Origin of the sequence: Pseudomonas sp. RIT288 (assembly GCF_000631985.1) — a bacterium.
Lineage (GTDB): Bacteria > Pseudomonadota > Gammaproteobacteria > Pseudomonadales > Pseudomonadaceae > Aquipseudomonas.
The window spans coordinates 99032-116985 of the sequence record NZ_JFYN01000011.1; the positions used below are offsets into that span (position 1 = coordinate 99032).

Sequence of the window (17954 nt, forward strand, 5' to 3'; positions counted from 1 at the left end):
CAATGCGTCGCAAAGGGGCGGGGTGCTGCCGCACCGAGAACGGCGCGGCATATTTGTGTGCAATGCTTACTGTTTGTTGTCTTCAGTAATCAGTTTTTCTGTATTCAGTCCGTGCGAAAGGCTGTACACATAAGCGGCCAGTAATTGCACTTTATCGTTGCCCAGCAGTTCGTTCTGTGCCGGCATGTGGCCCTGGCGACCGTGGCGAATGGTCTGCTCAAGCTGCGTCAGACTCGTGCCATAGATAAATCCGGCCGGGTGCGTCAGATTCGGCGCCCCCATGGCTTCAGTGCCGTGGCCGGTTGCCCCATGACAGGCTACGCAGGTGGTGCTGAACGCTTGCTGTCCGGCTTGCAGGTCAGCCTTGCTGTCTGCTGGCAGCGGCAGGCCGGCCAGTTCGCGACGCACATACGCCGCGACGTTCTTCACCCCGGCTTCGCCCAGCACTTCGCCCCAGGCCGGCATCGCCGCCATCCGGCCACCCATGATGGTGGTCTTGATGGTTTCGGCATCGCCGCCCCAGCGCCAGTCCTTGTCGGCCAGGTTAGGGAAGCCGAAAGCGCCCTTGGCGTCGGAACCGTGGCACACCGAGCAGTTGGACGCGAACAGCCGGCCACCCATTTTCAGCGCCTGCGGATCCTTCGCCACTTCTTCCACCGGCATGGCGGCAAACTTGGCGAAGATCGGCCCGAACTTCGCGTCAGCCTTGTTCATTTCCTTTTCCCATTCGTGGACGCCGGTCCAGCCGTCCTCGTAGCCGGGCAGAACGCCTTTCCAGTTGCCCAGGCCCGGATACAGGATCAGATAGCCCACGGAAAACACCAGCGTGCCGGCGAACAGCATGAACCACCACTGCGGCAGCGGGTTGTCGTACTCCTCGATGCCGTCGAAACTGTGGCCCATGGTCTGGTCGACGCTGCCCTTGGTCTCGCCCCGGCGGGTGCCGATCAGCAGCCAGGTCAGGCCGATCAGGCTGCCGATGGTCAGTACGCAGATCCACGTACTCCAGAAGGTGGTCATGGCCGGGTACTCCTTGGTTCAGATGCTGGGGTAATGTCGGGTTGCGGCTCGTCGGCGAACGGCAGCAGGCGCGCTTCGGCGAACTCCGGGGTGCGCTTGCGGTTGAACACCCAGATCGTCAGGCCGACGAACGCGACGAACACCACGACGGTGCCGAGGCCGCGAATCAGCCCTGCACTTATTTCAAAGCCCATTTCAGTGACCATGGCTCACCTCTTGCTCTTGATCGCAGTGCCAAGCACTTGCAGGTAGGAGACGAGAGCGTCCATTTCGGTCTTGCCCTTGAGGCTGGCGACCGCGCCGCTGATGTCGTCGTCGGTGTACGGCACGCCGAGGGTGCGCATGGTCTTGAGCTTGGTTTCGGTGTGGCTGCTGTCGACCGCTTGCGTCACCAGCCACGGGTAGGCCGGCATCTTCGACTCAGGCACGACGTTGCGCGGGTTGTACAAGTGCGCGCGGTGCCAGTCATCCGAGTAACGCGCGCCGACCCGGGCGAGGTCCGGCCCGGTACGTTTCGAGCCCCACAGAAACGGGTGATCCCAGACGCTTTCACCGGCTACCGAGTAGTGCCCGTAGCGCTCGGTTTCGGCGCGGAACGGACGGATCATCTGCGAGTGGCAACCGACGCAGCCTTCGCGGATGTAGATGTCGCGGCCTTCCAGTTGCAGCGCGGTGTAAGGCTTCATGCCTTCCACCGGTTTGTTGGTGACGTCCTGGAAGAACAGCGGGACGATCTGGGTCAGGCCGCCGATGCTCACGGCGAACACCATCAGCAGCATCAGCAGGCCGACGTTCTTTTCAATCGTTTCGTGTTTCATGGCGGACTCCTCAGGCCATCTGCGCGGCAGCAACGACGTCAGCAGGCTGCGAGGCCCGCACGGTGCGCCAGGTGTTGTAAGCCATCAGGAACATGCCGCTGAGGAAGATCGCCCCACCCACCAGACGCACGATGAAGCCTGGGTGGCTGGCCACCAGGGTTTCGACGAAGGAGTAGGTCAGCGTGCCGTCCTCGTTGACTGCGCGCCACATCAGGCCCTGGGCGATGCCGTTGACCCACATCGAGGCGATGTAGAGCACGGTGCCAATGGTCGCGAGCCAGAAGTGCGCGTTGATCAGGCCGATGCTGTGCATCTGCTCTTTGCCGAAGACTTTCGGGATCATGTGGTACAGGGCGCCGATCGAGATCATCGCCACCCAGCCGAGAGCGCCGGCATGTACGTGGCCGATGGTCCAGTCGGTGTAGTGGGAGAGGGCGTTGACGGTCTTGATCGCCATCATCGGACCTTCGAAGGTCGACATGCCGTAGAACGCCAGTGAGACCACGAGGAAACGCAGGATCGGGTCGCTGCGCAGCTTATGCCAGGCGCCCGAGAGGGTCATCATGCCGTTGATCATGCCGCCCCAGCTCGGTGCCAGCAGAATCAGCGACATCACCATGCCCAGCGACTGTGCCCAGTCCGGCAGCGCGGTGTAGTGCAGGTGGTGCGGGCCGGCCCAGATGTACAGGGTGATCAGTGCCCAGAAGTGCACGATCGACAGGCGATACGAATACACCGGACGCTCGGCCTGTTTCGGCACGAAGTAATACATCATCCCGAGGAAACCGGCGGTGAGGAAAAAGCCTACGGCGTTGTGGCCGTACCACCATTGCACCATCGCATCGGTCGCACCGGCGTACACCGAGTAGGACTTGGTGAAGCTCACCGGCAACTCAAGGTTGTTGACGATGTGCAGAATCGCCACGGTGATGATGAACGCGCCGAAGAACCAGTTGCCGACGTAGATGTGCTTGGTCTTGCGCTGCATGATCGTGCCGAAGAACACGATGGCGTAGGCGACCCAGACGATGGTGATCAGGATGTCGATCGGCCATTCCAGTTCGGCGTATTCCTTGGAGCTGGTGTAACCCAGTGGCAGGCTGATCGCCGCCAGCAGGATCACCAGTTGCCAGCCCCAGAAGCAGAACGCGGCGATTTTCGGCGCGAACAATTGCGTCTGGCAGGTGCGCTGCACCGAGTAGAACGAACTGGCGAACAGCGCGCAGCCACCGAACGCGAAGATCACCGCGTTGGTGTGCAACGGGCGGAGACGGCCGAAACTGGTCCAGGGCAAATTGAAGTTGAGTTCCGGCCAGACCAATTGGGCCGCGAGAAAAACCCCGAGCCCCATGCCGACGATGCCCCACACCACCGTCATAATGGCGAATTGGCGGACCACCTTGTAGTTGTAGGCGGTACTGATAGAAGTGTTCATGGTTCCCCATCCACGGTTCAGCCGAAGTGAGCGCGCGCAGAAAACGCCGCGAATCCTTCGTCTGGAGTTATAGGCAGACTAAAAGCGAGGCAAGCATGGACAAACAGCACAAGGCCAGTATTGACGGGGATCAATGGGCGCAGTGCGTGCGTGATCATGGGTGGCTTTGGGATGCGGCTGTTGGCGAGGCTTCGGCGACGCTGATCCTGGCTCATGGTGCGGGCGCGCCGATGGACAGTGACTGGATGAACGATACGGCTGGGCGCCTTGCCGGGCTTGGTATCAACGTGTTGCGGTTTGAGTTTCCTTACATGGCGCAGCGGCGTATCGACGGTGGCAAGCGTCCGCCTGATCCGGCGCCGAAACTGCTTGAATGCTGGCGTGAGGTTTATGGCTTGGTGCGACTTCATGTCGCTGGGGTTTTGGCGATTGGCGGCAAGTCCATGGGCGGGCGGATGGCCAGTCTTTTGGCTGACGAGTTGGGCGCTGATGCGTTGGTTTGCCTGGGTTATCCGTTTTATGCGGTGGGGAAACCGGAAAAGCCTCGGGTTGAGCATCTGGTTTCTTTGCGGACTCGGACGTTGATTGTTCAGGGGGAGCGGGATGCGCTGGGTAATCGGGACGCTGTCGAGGCTTACGATCTATCGCCGAATATTGAGGTGTTCTGGTTGGCCTCTGGGGATCATGATTTGAAGCCGTTGAAGGTTTCCGGGTTTACGCATTCGGAGCATTTGGATTCGGCGGTGGAGAAGGTTGCCGGGTTTCTTCGTTGAGGTTTGGTTGGGGGGGTATATCCGTTGCTGTGGTAACGGCGACTTAGGGTTCCGCCCTTACGGCGGGTCACCTTTTCCAAACGCCGAAAAGGTAACCCAAAAGGCTTGCTTCTGCGTTCGGCCCGCTCGCTGGGGCTCGGGGTTCCTTCGCTGCGGGATCCATCCGGGCGCATCGCCTCCGGTTTGCTTCGCTGCACCTCCTCTCGCTGTGTTTGGCTGCGCCAAACGGTCGCTGCGCTCCCACCCCCGGATGAATCCCTCCACTCAGCCTTCCGACGTCGCCCGTGGATCAAGATCAAAAGCCGCAGCCGAGCTTGCGCTCATCCTGTGTAGGAGCTGCCGAAGGCTGCGATCTTTTGATCTTGATCTTGTGGGAGCAGGCCTGCCAGCGATGGCGGCCTACGACCCGACCATTCCCTTACTGATGCACCCGACCCAACTGTAGGAGTGAGCCTGCTCGCGATGGCGCCCTGACATCTAACTAATTCCTGACAGAATGCACTCAATTCATTGTGGGAGCTGGCTTGCCAGCGATGGCGGCATTACAGCCGACCAATTCCTTACTGATGCGCCGGGTCCAAATGTGGGAGCGAGCCTGCTCGCGAAAGCTGTCTGACAGACACCATAAAAAAACAGGCCGTTTGCGGACTTTTCTGTCGGTAAACGCAATCCTGCAGGTTTGTTTAAATCACACAACCCGTTACGCCACCGGACCTACAACGCCTTGCGCCGTTGCCTACGCGTACGCCAGAATCCGCCGGCTTACACGGCTATGGGCCGGGCGATATCGTTTCCCTGTCACTGAAAATCAGTGATCGGGTTTGGTAGCCCGTCTGTAATAGCTGTATGGCAACACCTATACAGTCCCTTTTTTGGGGCTCGGTTTTATGGTGGTCATGCGTGGGGCTCATTCGTGAGCGCCGGGTTCCTATTGCAGCCGGTCTACCAACCCGCGTATGGCCGCCACCCATCGTTTGGTAGCGTGGGTGATGGCTCCTTGAAATCTGCGATAGGAGTTACATCTATGTTCAAAGCCACGCCCAACCCACCAGAAACCGATCCAGCCCCTCACGACCCAGAGCTTGAGTCCCAGAAGACAAAAGACGCCGCCGACCGCGCACTCGACTATTACCTCGGCCCCGATATCCCGAAGTACTTCCCACCCAAGGCCCGCCCCATCTACATGGTCGATCCCACGCTCGATGACGAAACACTGCTCGTCGAAGCCAGTGAATCACTGTCATCAGCCAACGCCATGGCCGGCAATATCGCCAACTCGGTGAAAGGCCCGGAGCGCAAACCGCTGCTGGCGCTGCAACAGGTGATTATGTTGAACGAGCTGCTAGTGAATCGACTGTTGGATAAGCTGCGGTTGCCTCAATAATTTTGCTGGCCGTTATGGCCTCATCGCGAGCAGGCTCACTCCTACAGGGAATCGTGGTCGGACAAATAATCTGTCGTCACCGCATAACCAATGTAGGAGTGAGCCTGCTCGCGATTGCGGTCTGCCAGGCACCATCAGTTTCAGACTGGCAATAAAAAACCCGGACGCTTTCGCCATCCGGGCTTTCAAGATCAAAAGATCGTCCGAACGCGGCCCGAGCCTTCGGCAGCTCCTGCAGGTGATCGGTGTAGGAGCTGCCGCAGGCTGCGATCTTTTGCTTTTAGCGGTTAAACCGCTCCACCAACGAGTATTGCGTGTTGGCAGTCTTGGTCAGCTCTTCACTCAGCAGCGCCGAGTTATGCGCTTGCTCGGACGTCTGGTCCGCCAGTTCCGAAATGTTGCTGATGTTGCGGCTGATCTCCTCAGCCACCGCACTTTGCTCTTCGGTCGCTGCAGCGATCTGGGTGGTCATGTCGGTGATGTTGGCCACCGCTTCGCTGATGCCGACCAGTGCCTGATCCGCTTCCAGAACCCGCGCCACACCTTCTTCCGCCTGGCGATGCCCGGCTTCCATGGTTTGCACGGCGCTGCTCGCAGTCTGCTGCAGCTTGGCGATCAGGGCATGGATCTGTCCGGTGGATTCGCTGGTGCGTTGCGCCAGTTGACGGACTTCGTCAGCCACTACGGCAAAGCCACGGCCCATCTCGCCGGCACGTGCGGCTTCGATGGCGGCGTTGAGCGCGAGCAGGTTGGTCTGGTCGGCGATGCCTTTGATCACGTCGACCACGCCGCCGATTTCGTCGCTGTCCTTGGCCAGTTGCGTGACGGTCAGGCCGGTTTCGCCGACCACCACCGACAGACGCTGGATGGCTTCGCGGGTTTCCCCGGCGATGTCGCGGCCGCGACCGGTCAGGCGGTTGGCTTCCTGCGTCGCGTCAGCGGTGCGCTGCACGTGGCTGGCGACTTCCTGAGTGGTGGCGGCCATCTGGTTGACGGCGGTGGCGACCTGTTCGGTTTCCACGCGCTGACGCTCCAGACCGCTGGAGCTGTTGTGCGCCAGGGTGTCGGACTGCTTGGCCTGATCGGTCAGGTGCTCGGCAGTGTCCTGCAGACGGGTCAGGCAGGTTTTCAGACGCGCTTCCTGGCTGAGGATCGACATTTCCAGACGCGCCTGCGCGCCACGGCTGTCGGTGTACATCTGCGCGATCAGCGGGTCGGAGGTGGTCTGCTCGGCCAGGCGCAGCAGGCGCTTGAGCCCGCGTTGCTGCCATTGCAGGCCCATCAGGCCCAGCGGCACCGACAGGACGGCAGCGAGGGCGAAGCCCCATTGCGAGTTCAGGGTTGCGCCGATCACGAAGCTCAACTGGCTGACCAGAATGAATGGCAGCCAGTCTTGCAGCACCGGCAGCCATTTGTCGCTGGAAGGAATCGCCGACTTGCCTTGGTTGATGCGTTGGTAGAGCGCTTCGGCACGGCGGATCTGTTCGGCGGTGGGTTTGATCCGCACCGACTCGTAACCGACCACCTGATTGCCGTCGAACACCGGTGTCACGTAGGCGTTCACCCAGTAGTGGTCACCGGATTTGCAGCGGTTCTTGACAATGCCCATCCATGGCAAGCCTTGTTTCAATGTGCCCCACATGTGCGAAAACACTGCAGCCGGAACGTCGGGGTGACGAACCAGGTTGTGCGGCGCACGGATCAGCTCTTCACGCGAAAACCCGCTGATTTCGACGAAAGCGTCGTTGCAGTAAGTGATCACGCCTTTAGCGTCGGTTGTGGAAATCAACCGCTGCTGAGCCGGGAAAGTCCGTTCGCGTTGTGTAATGGGCTGGTTATTACGCATGGTTTTTCAATCCGCAAGGCTTTGAAAGGTTGTCGGCGCTGTCACGAAATTATTGAAGTTTTTTTTCAGATATAAGTACGGCGTCGCAAAACCGCTCTTGCTTCAACCGGCCAGCATCGGATAGGTGAACAGCGCAAAATGCAGCAGGTTCAGCCCGAAGTGCGTGGCGATCGCCGCCGCAAGGCCACCAAAACGGTAGGCCAGACCATAGCCGACACCTGCCAGACCCGCCAGCAGCACCCAGTGCCATCCAGCGCCCAGATGTGCGAGGGCAAAGATCAGCGACGCCAGCAGCAGAGCGAGGTTGTCGCCGTGGGGCAGGTGCTTGAACAGCCGGCTCAAGCCGCCCTGTATATAGCCGCGAAACAGCGCTTCCTCGACCAGCGTCACCAACAGCAGATTGTTCAGCAGCCACAGCCACGCCTGATCGGGCCACTTCGGCGCCCAGGCAATCATGCCGAACAACAGCGCACCGCCCAGCGCCAGGACGGCGCTCAACGTCAGGGCGAGGACGCTGGCGTACACCGTCGGACGCAGCGAGCGTGCCGCGACAATCCACGGGCAGACGAGCAACAGCCAGAAGCCGAGCAAGGGTTTGTCCAGATTCAGATACATCGCGAACGGCACGGCGTCGTCGGTGAAACGCAGCGGGGCGATGGCCCGGCCATTGTCGAACCCCGGTAACCAGTGCAGCGCCAGCGACAGGGCGAGGAAGATAAACAGCGCGTGCCCCAGCAACCGCGCCACCGGCACCTGCTGCTGGCGCACGGCGAAACCGGCCACCAGCAACAGTCCGAAGGAGATCAGCGCGAGCCAGCCGAGTTGGCCAAAGCTCAAGGCCAATCCATAACCGAGGCTGAGAAGTGCCAGATAGAGCCATGGCAACGCCTTCATCGAAAGTCCTTGTGCAGAATTTTGTGGAAGGGCTTTCTACACGGGTGAGGGCGTCGGGACAAGTAAAGGTGTGGCGGGAAACGGTGACACGCCGCAATCCTCCCTGTAGGAGCTGCCGCAGGCTGCGATCTTCTGACTTTGGCTTTTCAAGATCAAAAGATCGCAGCCTGCGGCAGCTCCTACAGGGTTTTGTATTTGGCGGAGGATCAGCGCAGGTCGAGTTTCGCCGCCGCGCGCTCGGTGATTTCCGTGCGCAGTTTCAACGACGGCGCTGCACGCAGGCGGGCCTCGTCGATGACAGCACTCGACGCCGTCTGCGGGCTGCCCGACTCAAACGGCGGCGCCGGAGCATACTCAAGTTGCAACTGAATCAACTGCGCCGCCTCGGCTCCCACCAGTTCGGCGGCCAGCACCAGCGCAAAGTCGATGCCTGCGGTAATCCCGCCACCGGTAAACAGATTGCCGTCGCGCACCACCCGATCCTGCACCGCAATCGCGCCGAGCTTCGGCAGCAGTTCGTGATAGGCCCAGTGGGTGGTCGCGCGTTTGCCTTTCAGCAGACCCGCCGCGCCCAGCACCAGCGAACCGGTGCACACCGACGTCACATATCTGGCCTGCGCCGCCTGACGCTTGATGAACGCCAGCGTCTGCTCATCCTCCATCAGCGGCCCGACCCCGGCGCCACCGGGAATACAGAGCACATCCAGATCCGGGCAGTCCTCGAAGGTGGTGGTCGGTTTCAGCAGCAGGCCGGTGCTGGCGGTGACCGGCACCAGATCCTTCCAGATCAGATGCACCTGCACGTCCGGCAGCGAGGCCAACACGTCATAGGGACCGGTCAGGTCGAGTTGCTGCACCTGCGGAAACAACAGAAAACCGATCTGCAACGCCATGGTTTTTTCTCCATTTGAGGGGTGGACGGCTTCACTGTAGGCGCGTAGGTTCTGGCGTATACGCCAATAACCCCACGAATTACGCCAAATGCCCAAAGCCATTCACGTTCTCGCGTTCGCCAACATGCAGATCCTCGACGTCACCGGCCCGCTGCAAGTGTTCGCCTCGGCCAACGACATCGCCCGCCAGCGCGGCTTGCCGGTACCGTATGCGCCGTCGGTGATTGCCAGTGAAGGCGGCGCGGTGATGTCGTCGGCGGGGCTGGCGGTGCTCGCCGAACCGTTGCCGCAGCAGGCCAGCGATACCTTGATCATCGCCGGTGGCTGGGGCATTTACCCGGCAGCGGAAGACGTGCCGCTGGTGGACTGGGTGCGCGAGCATGCGGCGAAATGCCGACGCGTGGCCTCGGTCTGCACCGGCGCTTTCCTGTTGGCGGCCAGCGGCTGGCTCGACGGACGTCGCGTGGTCACCCACTGGACCCGTTGCGAACAACTGGCGCAGCAGCACCCGAAGTTGCAGGTCGAAGCCAACCCGATTTTCATCAATGACGGCCTGGTCTGGACCTCGGCGGGCGTCACCGCCGGCATCGATCTGGCCCTGGCGATGGTCGAGGAAGATCTGGGCCGCGACATCGCCCTCGACGTCGCCCGGCATTTAGTGGTGTTTCTCAAACGTCCCGGCGGGCAATCGCAATTCAGCGTGACCCTGGCTCTGCAGAATCAGGGCAATCGCTTTGATGAACTGCACGCCTGGATCGCCGAAAACCTCACCTGCGACCTCGGCATCCCGACCCTGGCCGAACAGGCCGGCATGAGCGAACGCAGCTTCGTTCGCCACTACCGCGCCGACACCGGCCAGACCCCGGCCCGCGCCATCGAACTGATCCGCGTCGAAACCGCCCGCCGCTTGCTGAGTGACACCGGGCTGCCGGTGAAACGCATCGCCGCCAACTGCGGGTTTGGCAGTGAAGAAACATTGCGCCGCAGTTTTCTGCGCGCGATTGGCGTGACGCCGCAGGCATATCGGGAGCGGTTTTCGGTCAGTGCTGGAGCGGATACGGCGCGTTTATAGAGCCACCTGAGAGTTTTTAGAGTATCGATACTTGAAGCGATCACCATAAATCGATTTGAAAACCAATTCATAGTCCACCCGCTCGTTGGCATATTTTTGCAGCATCAGGTTACTTAATGCGCATGTTTTGGGGGCTTTCGGATTGGCTTCAATAAGGCGTTCCTCGCTGCCTACTTGGAAAGCGTCGTTCGGGCGCGGGCCACCGATTAAAAAACACAGTGGATCCAGCCCAAGGGCGTTGACGGCAGAGAAGAACTTTCCGTACGGATGATCCGCGACTGCTTTTCCGTCCACGTACACTTCAAGGCTTTCAACAAAAGCGTTACCCATACCGTTGTTAAAGGCGTAGATGCCCCACTGGTCTTTGTTCCCGTTGTTGGAAAAGTACGAAGTGATTCGCGGCTCTATCGAGACGTGGTTATGTTTGATCTGGGCTTGTCCCTGCCAGATGGTTGCCCCTAGTGCTAGTGCAGCAACCGTAAGGGCGAGCTTGTCCATGTATGTTTTTGTCACACAGTAATCCGTAGCCGATAAGTTGAAAGGTACAAAAACACTCGTATGAATCAGACCTGCCTACAAAATGTGCGCTTTCTATGACTCGGCTTCCGCCACCTGATTGAAATACTTCGTCCGATCCGGCGTAAACGTCACCCGCATCTTCGTCCGCGAGCAGGTCAGTGAACGCTCTTCACCCAGGTCAATATCCAGATCCTCGCCACGCAACCCCTGCCACTGCGCCAGGTATTTCAGCGAGCCGTATTTCTCGTTTTTCTTCAGGCTGCGGCTCACGCCACCTTTCCAGCCGAGCACCGGCAGTTCGCCGGCGAGGCATTGGTGGGCGAGGTCGGGGAAGCGGGTGGCGCGCTGGCGGCCGATTTCCCAGCATTTGATCAGGCCTTTGTCGGCGGCTTCCCAGAGTTGGGTGCGAGTAAGGCCGCTGCGCAGGGGCGTGGCGATGGGGCGGTGGACGTGCTGGGTCATTCTGGTTCCTTGAATTCGGGTTTTATTGGACAGCTCCGCTGTGCCCGTTGCGGTGGATGGTAGGGGGGGATGTAACAGCTGGCAACAGGGTATTTCAGGGTGTAAGTGCAGGTTGCGGGGGAGGGATTGGGCGGGGATTGTTTAGACGAAGTAGGGGCTGAATGACCTGGCGTGTGGCGAGGGAGCTTGCTCCCGCTCGGCTGCGAAGCAGGCGCAAAGCCAGACAATACGGTTCTTCTGGAGAAATGATGGCGCAGGGATTGGGGCCGCTTCGCGACCCGGCGGGAGCAAGCTCCCTCGCCACAGAAGTTCACCAACGTTTATTTTTGTGTAGGAAATCGTCCTGCAAAACCCGAGTTGAAGGGATATTTCCGACAGAGTGCGGCGAATTTACGGCTGCCAAACACTCTTTTCCCCACTCAAACGCCGATCAAGAAAACTCGCCGCACTGATCAGCGCCAGATGCGTCAGCGCTTGCGGGGTGTTGCCCAGATGGCGGCCCTTGCTGTCGAACTCTTCGGCATACAGGCCCAGCGGGTTCGCGTAGCGCAGCAGTTGTTCGAACTCCAGGTGGGCCTTTTCCACCTGACCGGCCCGGGCCAGACATTCGACGTACCAGAACGAGCAGGCGGCAAAGGCGCCTTCGGTGCCGGCCAAACCGTCGATGTTGGCGTCATCGTTGCGGTAGCGGTAAACCATGCCGTCGCGCACCAAGTGTTTTTCGATCGCTTCAAGGGTCGACAGCCAGCGTGGATCCTTGGCGCTGACGAAGCGCACCAGCGGCATCAGCAGCATCGAACCGTCGAGCGCAGTGCCGCCCTTGTACTGGACGAAATGCCCGCGCTCTTCGTCCCAGAAGTTGTCCCAGATGTCGGCGTAGATCGCCTGCCGGGTCTGATCCCACTGGACGAACGGCGCCGGCAGCGAGCGTTTCGAGGCCAGGCGGATGGCCCGGTCAAGCGCCACCCAGCACATCAACCGCGAGTGCAGGAAGTGATGCTGCTCACCGCGCATTTCCCAAATGCCTACATCGGTGGTCTGCCAGGTCTCACACACCTGATCGACCACTTCGCGCACGTGTTTCCAGCCTTGGTGGGAAATCGCGTCGCCGTATTTATTGACCAGGTACACCGCGTCCATCAGTTCGCCGAAGATATCGAGCTGAATCTGATCGTACGCGCCATTGCCGATGCGCACCGGTTGCGCGCCGCCATGGCCGGAGAGGTGAGAAAGTTCGGTTTCCGGCAGTTGTTGACGGCCGTCGATCGCATAGAGGATGTTGAGTTTGGTTGAATGTCCCTGACAATCGCTGACCCGCCCACGCAGCCAGCCCATGTAGGCGTTGGCCTCGTCAACAAAACCCAGGCGCATGAACGCGTAGACGGTGAACGAGGCGTCGCGGATCCAGGTGTAGCGATAGTCCCAGTTGCGCTCGCCGCCGGGGGTTTCCGGCAGGCCGAAGGTGGCGGCGGCGAGGATCGCGCCGTGCTTGCGCGAGGTCAGCAGCTTGAGCGCGAGGGCCGAACGATTGACCATCTCCCGCCAGCGTCCACGGTAGTTGGACTGGCCGATCCAGTCGCGCCAGAACTTCAACGTGCGCTCCAGGCACATTTTGGCGCCGTCATCCCTGAAGCGCGGATCGTCGGCGCCACCGAGGACAAATTCGGCGTGCTGATCCTGTTTCAAACTGAAGGAAGCAATGGCCGATTCGCCATCGATGCGCAGCGCCTGATCCGCCACCAGCCGCAGTGACGGCTGGTCCTCGGCGCTGAAAATCACCGATTGGTCATCCATCTGCGCCCGGGTGTTGGCACGCGCGTAGTCATGCCGCACCGCGCAGCGCATGTGAAACGTCGCTTCACCGCTGACCACCCGCACCCGGCGCATCAGCAGCGGCAAATCATCGACACTGTCGCCGATCGGCAGCAGGTCGGTGATTTCCACCACGGCCTGTTCGCTGAGCCAGCGCGTCTGCAAAACATTGGTGTCCGGCAGGTAGATCTGTTCGCGCCGGGCGTCGGGCAAGTCCGGGGCAAGCTGGAAAATCCCCGCCTCGGGCGTGTCGAGCAGCGAACAGAAGATCGACGGGCTGTCGAATTCCGGCCAGCAGAAAAAATCCACGCTGCCCTTGTCGTTGACCAGTGCGGCACTGCGCAGGTCGCCGATGATGCCGTGGGCGTCGATCGGGCTTTGTCGTTCAGGATGATGCTCAGCCATTGCCACGAAACTCCGGATAAAGACTCATGCCGCCGTCGATGAACAGGGTGGTGCCGACGATGTAGTCGGCGGCGTCGGAAGCGAGAAACACCACCGCGTTGGCGATGTCCTCGACATCGCCGATGCGACCGTAGGGGATCAGCTCCAGCAGCTTTTCGCCGGCGGCGCCTTCGGTGGCGTCCTGATTGATTGCCGTGCGAATCGCCCCCGGCGCGATGCCGTTGATGCGGATGCGCTGATGGCTGACTTCCTGGGCGAGGGTCTGCATCAACTGATCGACGCCGCCCTTGGACGCCGCATAGTTGACGTGCCCGGCCCACGGAATGCGTTGATGCACCGAACTCATGTGAATGATCTTGCCGGCCGCGCGGGACACGCCTTCACGCACCCCTTGTCGGTTGAAAATCCGCAGCGCGGCGCGAGCGCAGAGGAACTGGCCGGTGAGGTTGACGCCGATCACCGTGTTCCAGTCATCCAGGGTCATGTCCACCGCCGGCGCATCTTTTTGCAGGCCGGAGTTGGCCAGCAGAATGTCCAGCGCACCAAAGGCGTCGAGGGTCTCGGCGAACAGCCGTTCGACTTCGTCTTCCTTTGAAATATCGGCGCCGATGGCCAGTGCCTGACCGCCGTCGGCGATGATTTGTCGCGCCAGCGCTTCGGCAGGTTCGGCCTGACGGTTGTAATTGATAACGACGGCTGCGCCGGCAGCGGCCAGCGCTTTGGCGGCGGCGTGGCCGATGCCGGAGCTGGCGCCGGTGACCAGTGCCACTTGGCGGGCGAGGGATATTTGCATGCAGGGTCGCGCCTTGAGTGAGGGCCTATTTAGCTGACTGGTCGCAAGCGGAGAGAGTTCAGAGCAAAGAGCAAAAGATCGCAGCCTTCGGCAGCTCCTACATGGAAATGCGTTCACCTGTAGGCGCTGCGGCACGCTGCGATCTTTTGCTCTTCCGGGCCTTCACATTCCACCAACAATTGCATGCTTCCACGCTCATCAACCTTTATGGCAACTTGGCGGCCCCTGATGAGGCTGTACCCATGGCAAACCCCTATCGCGAATTATTCACCGCCCCCGGCGCCCGTGCTTTTGTACTGGCCGGGATGATCGCGCGCATGCCGATTTCCATGACCGGCATCGGCGTGATCACCATGCTCTCGCAACTCAAGGGCGGGTACGCACTGGCCGGTGCGGTGGCGGCGACGTTTGCCCTGGCCACGGCGTTTTGTGCGCCGCAGGTCTCGCGGCTGGTGGATCGTTTCGGCCAGGGCAAGGTGCTGCCGTTGTCGGCATTGATCGGTGGCGGGGCGCTGTTGATGTTGTTGCTGTGCACGCGTTTGCAGGCGCCGACCTGGACGCTGTTCATCTTCGCCGCGCTGGCCGGGTGCATGCCGAGCATGTCGGCGATGGTGCGCGCACGCTGGACCGAGATCTATCGCGGCCAGCCGCAATTACAGACTGCCTACGCGCTGGAATCGGTGCTCGATGAAGTCTGTTTCATCGTCGGCCCGCCGCTGTCAGTGGGTTTGTGCGTGGTGGCGTTTCCCGAGGCCGGGCCGTTGGCCGCGCTGCTGGCGCTGGCGATCGGGGTGACGGCGTTTGTTGCCCAGCGCAGCACCGAGCCGGCGGTGCACCCGCAGGAGTCGCAGCATCAGGGTTCGATCATTCGCTCGACCGACGTGCAATGGCTGCTGGCGTTGATGCTCGCGATGGGCGTCATCGTCGGTGTGATCGATGTGGTCAGCGTCGCCTTCGCCCAGCAGCAGGGCCAGCCGGCGGCGGCGAGCATCGTGTTGTCGGTGTATGCGGTCGGCTCGTGTCTGGCCGGTATCGCGTTTGGCGCGATGCGTTCGAAACTGCCGTTGCCGCGGCTGTTTCTCTACGGCGGGGTGGCGACGGCGGTGACCACACTGCCATTGCTGCTGGCGAGCAATATTTTCGGTTTGTCGTTGGCGGTGTTTGTCGCCGGGTTGTTCTTCTCGCCGACGCTGATTGTGGCGATGGCGCTGATCGAGCGCATCGTGCCGCCGGCCAAACTCACCGAAGGCCTGACGTGGCTGGTGACGGGGCTGAGCATCGGCGTGGCGATTGGCGCGGCCGGCTCGGGCGCTCTGGTGGATGCGTTTGGCGCACGCAGCGGATTCTGGCTGGCGATTGTGGCGGGGGCGGTGGTGTTGGCGTCGGCGTTTCAGAGTTATCGGCACCTGAAATAACCCGGCATTGATGAGCGGTTGTGGTGAGGGAGCTTGCTCCCGCTCGATTGCGCAGCAATCGCAAACCAGTCGGCCCGATTTCAGAAATCATTGAGACTCAGAGCTTGGGATCGCTCCGCAGTCCAGCGGGAGCAAGCTCCCTCGCCACAGTTATCGATACCTTCAGGAGTTTGGTGGTGTCGGTTACCAACCCCGGCCCGAATTCACCCAGAAATTCACCGACAGTGATGTCGACACCGATTCCACCTGATGGAACCAGCCCTCTGGCAAAAACAGCAGATCTCCGGCCTCCAGCGTCACGCGCAGGAATGTCACATCGCGTGCTGCAGGAAAGCGCTCGTAGTCCGGCGCATCGGGGTTGAAGTCGCAACCATCCAGGCCACCCTTCGGCGCCGTCGACCAGGTGCCCAGTGCTTCGCGGTGATGCGGGGCGGCGAGGGTGAACTGCTTCTGGCCCCAGACCTGCGCGAACAAGTTGTCGGTGTCGTCGCGGTGCAGCGGCGTCAGCGTACCTTTGGGGCCGATCCAGATGCGTGGCGGGATGAACAGCGACGCATCGAAGTAGGGCGGGTACTTGATCTGCTGCAGCAATTGCGCCGGCAGGATGTTGTTGCCCATGTAGGCCGGCGGTTCGCCGTCAGCCCGTTTGACCGCCGGTTGGTCCAGCGAGGCAATGAACTCGGCCATCGACGTCGAGCGGAAATCACGTTCGGTGGAAAAGGTCTTCTTCACGTAATCGCCGTGGCGGGTGATGCCCTGCAGTTCGGCGAAATGCACCAGCGATTCTTCACGACTGAGCTTGAACAGCGGCCAGTCGTGCAGGGCATTGCTGATCACTACCGGGATGCCGTTGGGCAAATACTTGCTTTTGAATTCGCTGACCGACAATTCATTGCGCGGAAGACGCTCGATGCGGGTCTGGATCGGCAGGCCGGCGGTGAGTTGTTCACTGAAGCGTGGCGGCGTCGGGTAGCGCTTGTTCATGTCGACCTTTTGCGCCACTGCACCACCGTGCATCGCGTGCTCGATGATCTGCGGCAGCAGCGTCGCCAGGCCCATGTTGCCGCCGATTTTCAGGCGCCCGCTGGCGAACAGTTCTTCGACATTGACCCGGCCGCCCATGATCCCGAGAAAATCGCTCTCGGCCACTTCAATGGTCACGTCGGGGCTGGGGTGGCGTCCGGGCGCGGTGCGGCTGCTGGCCTTGACCTCCGACCAGTAGGCCTGCTGCGGGCCAAACACGAATTGAAAAACGCCTTCGATGCCGACGGCACCGGCGTTGGCGAACAACTTGCCCAGGATGCTCTGCAGGTCCACGGTGAATCCTCATTATTGGTTTTGGCCTGAACAGTTAACGAGCGCCCGTTGGCGCAATTTACCGGCGCGCGACTAATTTGCCGGGCGGGTAATCCGTTTCTCTCTACAGACAAATTTTTCGAGGAAAGCCGGGTGAACAAGCTGACCCTGCTGTGCCTGCCGTACTCCGGCGCCAGCGCCATGGTCTACAGCCGCTGGCGGCCAAAACTGCCGCAATGGCTGCAACTGCAACCGGTGGAACTGCCGGGGCGCGGCGCACGTTTCGACGAGCCGCTGCACACGGATATGCGTGCGCTGGCGATGCAGCTGGCCAAGGAATTGCGGCCGAATCTCAAGGCGCCGTATGCGTTGTTCGGCCATAGTCTGGGCGCGCTGCTGGCCTGCGAAATCGCCCATGCACTGCGCCTATTGGGCTGCCCGGAACCAGTGGCGCTGTTTGCCTCGGGCACGGCGGCGCCGACGATGCGCGCCGATTACGATCGCGGTTTTGCCGAGCCGAAAACCGACGCCGAGCTGATCGATCAGTTGCGCACACTCAACGGCACCCGCGAAGAAGTGCTGGCCAATGCCGAGCTGATGAGCCTGACCCTGCCGATCCTGCGCGCCGACTTTCTGCTCTGCGGCAAATTCGAGCCGTTGCAGCGGCCGTTGCTCAACTGCCCGGTGCACGTTCTGGGCGGCAAGGCGGATCGTGCGACCACCGAACAACTGATCGGCTGGAGCAAGGAAACCCGTGGCAGCTTTTCGGTGGACATGCTCGCCGGCGGGCACTTCTTTATTCATGAGCATGAAGCCAAAGTGCTCAAGGTGATCAAGGATCAGCTGGAAGGGCATCATCGCCGGCACAGCCTGATGGCCGTCGTGTAAACCGATTCTGCGGATTCATCCGAGACCCTGTGGGAGCGAGCCTGCTCGCGATAGCGATAGATCAGTTACTGCAACATTGACTGACAGGTCGCTATCGCGAGCAGGCTCGCTCCCACAGGGTTTTGTCTGTCTGACAGTTGTTCTCATTCGCTAATTTTTCCGGTCTGCATTCGTTTTATAGGGACGACGTGCCTTTGTGCTTCCTGCCTACTGATCCGGATGCTGAGAA

Annotated in this window: 17 protein-coding genes; 5 read left to right on the forward strand and 12 right to left on the reverse strand. The window is 60.9% G+C overall.

What is annotated here, in order from left to right; all coding sequences use genetic code 11:
* Window positions 1-66: 66 nt before the first annotated feature.
* From ccoP to ccoN, 4 genes are read right to left on the reverse strand one after another with little or no spacing between them, the layout of a single operon-like run.
* Window positions 67-1020, reverse strand: coding sequence for a cytochrome-c oxidase, cbb3-type subunit III (gene ccoP, locus BW33_RS11565; protein WP_047599095.1), 954 nt, complete (start codon window positions 1018-1020; stop codon window positions 67-69).
* Entirely contained in the window at window positions 1017-1214 is a 198-nt protein-coding gene (locus BW33_RS11570) for a cbb3-type cytochrome oxidase subunit 3 (RefSeq protein WP_047599122.1), read from the reverse strand. Before BW33_RS11570 ends, ccoP begins: the two co-directional genes overlap by 4 nt.
* Before the next feature lie 15 nt (window positions 1215-1229).
* Complete coding sequence (gene ccoO, locus BW33_RS11575) at window positions 1230-1838, reverse strand: cytochrome-c oxidase, cbb3-type subunit II (protein ID WP_003223389.1); 609 nt, start codon at window positions 1836-1838, stop codon at window positions 1230-1232.
* Window positions 1839-1848: 10 nt separating this feature from the next.
* Complete coding sequence (ccoN, locus tag BW33_RS11580) at window positions 1849-3273, reverse strand: cytochrome-c oxidase, cbb3-type subunit I (protein ID WP_041067879.1); 1425 nt, start codon at window positions 3271-3273, stop codon at window positions 1849-1851.
* A gap of 95 nt (window positions 3274-3368) precedes the next feature.
* On the opposite strand from ccoN, the gene BW33_RS11585 reads away from it, so the two are divergent.
* Window positions 3369-4046, forward strand: a complete 678-nt coding sequence (locus tag BW33_RS11585) for an alpha/beta family hydrolase (RefSeq protein ID WP_047599097.1) — start codon at window positions 3369-3371, stop codon at window positions 4044-4046.
* 1024 nt (window positions 4047-5070) lie between these two features.
* Entirely contained in the window at window positions 5071-5430 is a 360-nt protein-coding gene (locus tag BW33_RS11590; RefSeq protein WP_047599098.1) for a DUF6124 family protein, read from the forward strand.
* 280 nt (window positions 5431-5710) lie between these two features.
* Here the strand turns inward: BW33_RS11590 and BW33_RS11595 are convergent, their stop codons facing one another.
* The 3 genes from BW33_RS11595 to inhA form a co-directional block, all read right to left on the reverse strand.
* Complete coding sequence (locus BW33_RS11595) at window positions 5711-7276, reverse strand: methyl-accepting chemotaxis protein (RefSeq protein WP_047599099.1); 1566 nt, start codon at window positions 7274-7276, stop codon at window positions 5711-5713.
* 102 nt (window positions 7277-7378) lie between these two features.
* Entirely contained in the window at window positions 7379-8170 is a 792-nt protein-coding gene (locus tag BW33_RS11600) for a CPBP family intramembrane glutamic endopeptidase (RefSeq protein ID WP_047599101.1), read from the reverse strand.
* 206 nt (window positions 8171-8376) lie between these two features.
* Window positions 8377-9063: an isonitrile hydratase gene (gene inhA, locus BW33_RS11605; RefSeq protein WP_047599103.1), complete on the reverse strand. Its 687-nt coding sequence runs from the start codon at window positions 9061-9063 to the stop codon at window positions 8377-8379.
* A gap of 88 nt (window positions 9064-9151) precedes the next feature.
* Here inhA and BW33_RS11610 point away from each other — a divergent pair, with 88 nt between their 5' ends.
* Window positions 9152-10135 (forward strand): GlxA family transcriptional regulator, encoded by a 984-nt coding sequence (locus BW33_RS11610; protein WP_047599104.1) that lies wholly within the window; start codon window positions 9152-9154, stop codon window positions 10133-10135.
* On the opposite strand, the gene BW33_RS11615 is transcribed toward BW33_RS11610, so the two are convergent.
* The 4 genes from BW33_RS11615 to BW33_RS11630 form a co-directional block, all read right to left on the reverse strand.
* A complete protein-coding gene (locus tag BW33_RS11615; protein WP_052032710.1) occupies window positions 10130-10633 on the reverse strand; it encodes a hypothetical protein in 504 nt (167 codons plus the stop codon). The two genes, BW33_RS11610 and BW33_RS11615, sit on opposite strands and share 6 nt — an antisense overlap.
* A 93-nt stretch (window positions 10634-10726) precedes the next feature.
* A complete protein-coding gene (locus tag BW33_RS11620; protein ID WP_047599106.1) occupies window positions 10727-11116 on the reverse strand; it encodes a hypothetical protein in 390 nt (129 codons plus the stop codon).
* A gap of 390 nt (window positions 11117-11506) precedes the next feature.
* A complete protein-coding gene (locus BW33_RS11625) occupies window positions 11507-13333 on the reverse strand; it encodes a glycoside hydrolase family 15 protein (protein ID WP_047599107.1) in 1827 nt (608 codons plus the stop codon).
* A complete protein-coding gene (locus BW33_RS11630) occupies window positions 13326-14126 on the reverse strand; it encodes a glucose 1-dehydrogenase (protein ID WP_047599109.1) in 801 nt (266 codons plus the stop codon). Before BW33_RS11630 ends, BW33_RS11625 begins: the two co-directional genes overlap by 8 nt.
* 242 nt (window positions 14127-14368) lie before the next feature.
* Here BW33_RS11630 and BW33_RS11635 point away from each other — a divergent pair, with 242 nt between their 5' ends.
* A complete protein-coding gene (locus BW33_RS11635; protein ID WP_047599111.1) occupies window positions 14369-15541 on the forward strand; it encodes an MFS transporter in 1173 nt (390 codons plus the stop codon).
* Window positions 15542-15724: 183 nt separating this feature from the next.
* Here the strand turns inward: BW33_RS11635 and BW33_RS11640 are convergent, their stop codons facing one another.
* Window positions 15725-16858: a cupin-like domain-containing protein gene (locus tag BW33_RS11640; protein ID WP_047599112.1), complete on the reverse strand. Its 1134-nt coding sequence runs from the start codon at window positions 16856-16858 to the stop codon at window positions 15725-15727.
* A gap of 132 nt (window positions 16859-16990) precedes the next feature.
* Between BW33_RS11640 and BW33_RS11645 the strand changes: the two genes are divergently transcribed.
* Window positions 16991-17725 carry a thioesterase II family protein gene (locus BW33_RS11645; RefSeq protein ID WP_047599114.1) on the forward strand — a complete coding sequence of 245 codons (735 nt, stop codon included), beginning with the start codon at window positions 16991-16993 and terminating at the stop codon, window positions 17723-17725.
* Window positions 17726-17954: the final 229 nt, after the last annotated feature.

Bases quoted from the DNA above. Each gene is read 5' to 3' on its own strand.
- ccoP (WP_047599095.1), bottom strand. From the start codon at position 1,020: ATGACCACCTTCTGGAGTACGTGGATCTGCGTACTGACCATCGGCAGC.
- BW33_RS11570 (WP_047599122.1), bottom strand. From the start codon at position 1,214: ATGGGCTTTGAAATAAGTGCAGGGCTGATTCGCGGCCTCGGCACCGTC.
- ccoO (WP_003223389.1), bottom strand. From the start codon at position 1,838: ATGAAACACGAAACGATTGAAAAGAACGTCGGCCTGCTGATGCTGCTG.
- ccoN (WP_041067879.1), bottom strand. From the start codon at position 3,273: ATGAACACTTCTATCAGTACCGCCTACAACTACAAGGTGGTCCGCCAA.
- BW33_RS11585 (WP_047599097.1), top strand. From the start codon at position 3,369: ATGGACAAACAGCACAAGGCCAGTATTGACGGGGATCAATGGGCGCAG.
- BW33_RS11590 (WP_047599098.1), top strand. From the start codon at position 5,071: ATGTTCAAAGCCACGCCCAACCCACCAGAAACCGATCCAGCCCCTCAC.
- BW33_RS11595 (WP_047599099.1), bottom strand. From the start codon at position 7,276: ATGCGTAATAACCAGCCCATTACACAACGCGAACGGACTTTCCCGGCT.
- BW33_RS11600 (WP_047599101.1), bottom strand. From the start codon at position 8,170: ATGAAGGCGTTGCCATGGCTCTATCTGGCACTTCTCAGCCTCGGTTAT.
- inhA (WP_047599103.1), bottom strand. From the start codon at position 9,063: ATGGCGTTGCAGATCGGTTTTCTGTTGTTTCCGCAGGTGCAGCAACTC.
- BW33_RS11610 (WP_047599104.1), top strand. From the start codon at position 9,152: ATGCCCAAAGCCATTCACGTTCTCGCGTTCGCCAACATGCAGATCCTC.
- BW33_RS11615 (WP_052032710.1), bottom strand. From the start codon at position 10,633: ATGGACAAGCTCGCCCTTACGGTTGCTGCACTAGCACTAGGGGCAACC.
- BW33_RS11620 (WP_047599106.1), bottom strand. From the start codon at position 11,116: ATGACCCAGCACGTCCACCGCCCCATCGCCACGCCCCTGCGCAGCGGC.
- BW33_RS11625 (WP_047599107.1), bottom strand. From the start codon at position 13,333: ATGGCTGAGCATCATCCTGAACGACAAAGCCCGATCGACGCCCACGGC.
- BW33_RS11630 (WP_047599109.1), bottom strand. From the start codon at position 14,126: ATGCAAATATCCCTCGCCCGCCAAGTGGCACTGGTCACCGGCGCCAGC.
- BW33_RS11635 (WP_047599111.1), top strand. From the start codon at position 14,369: ATGGCAAACCCCTATCGCGAATTATTCACCGCCCCCGGCGCCCGTGCT.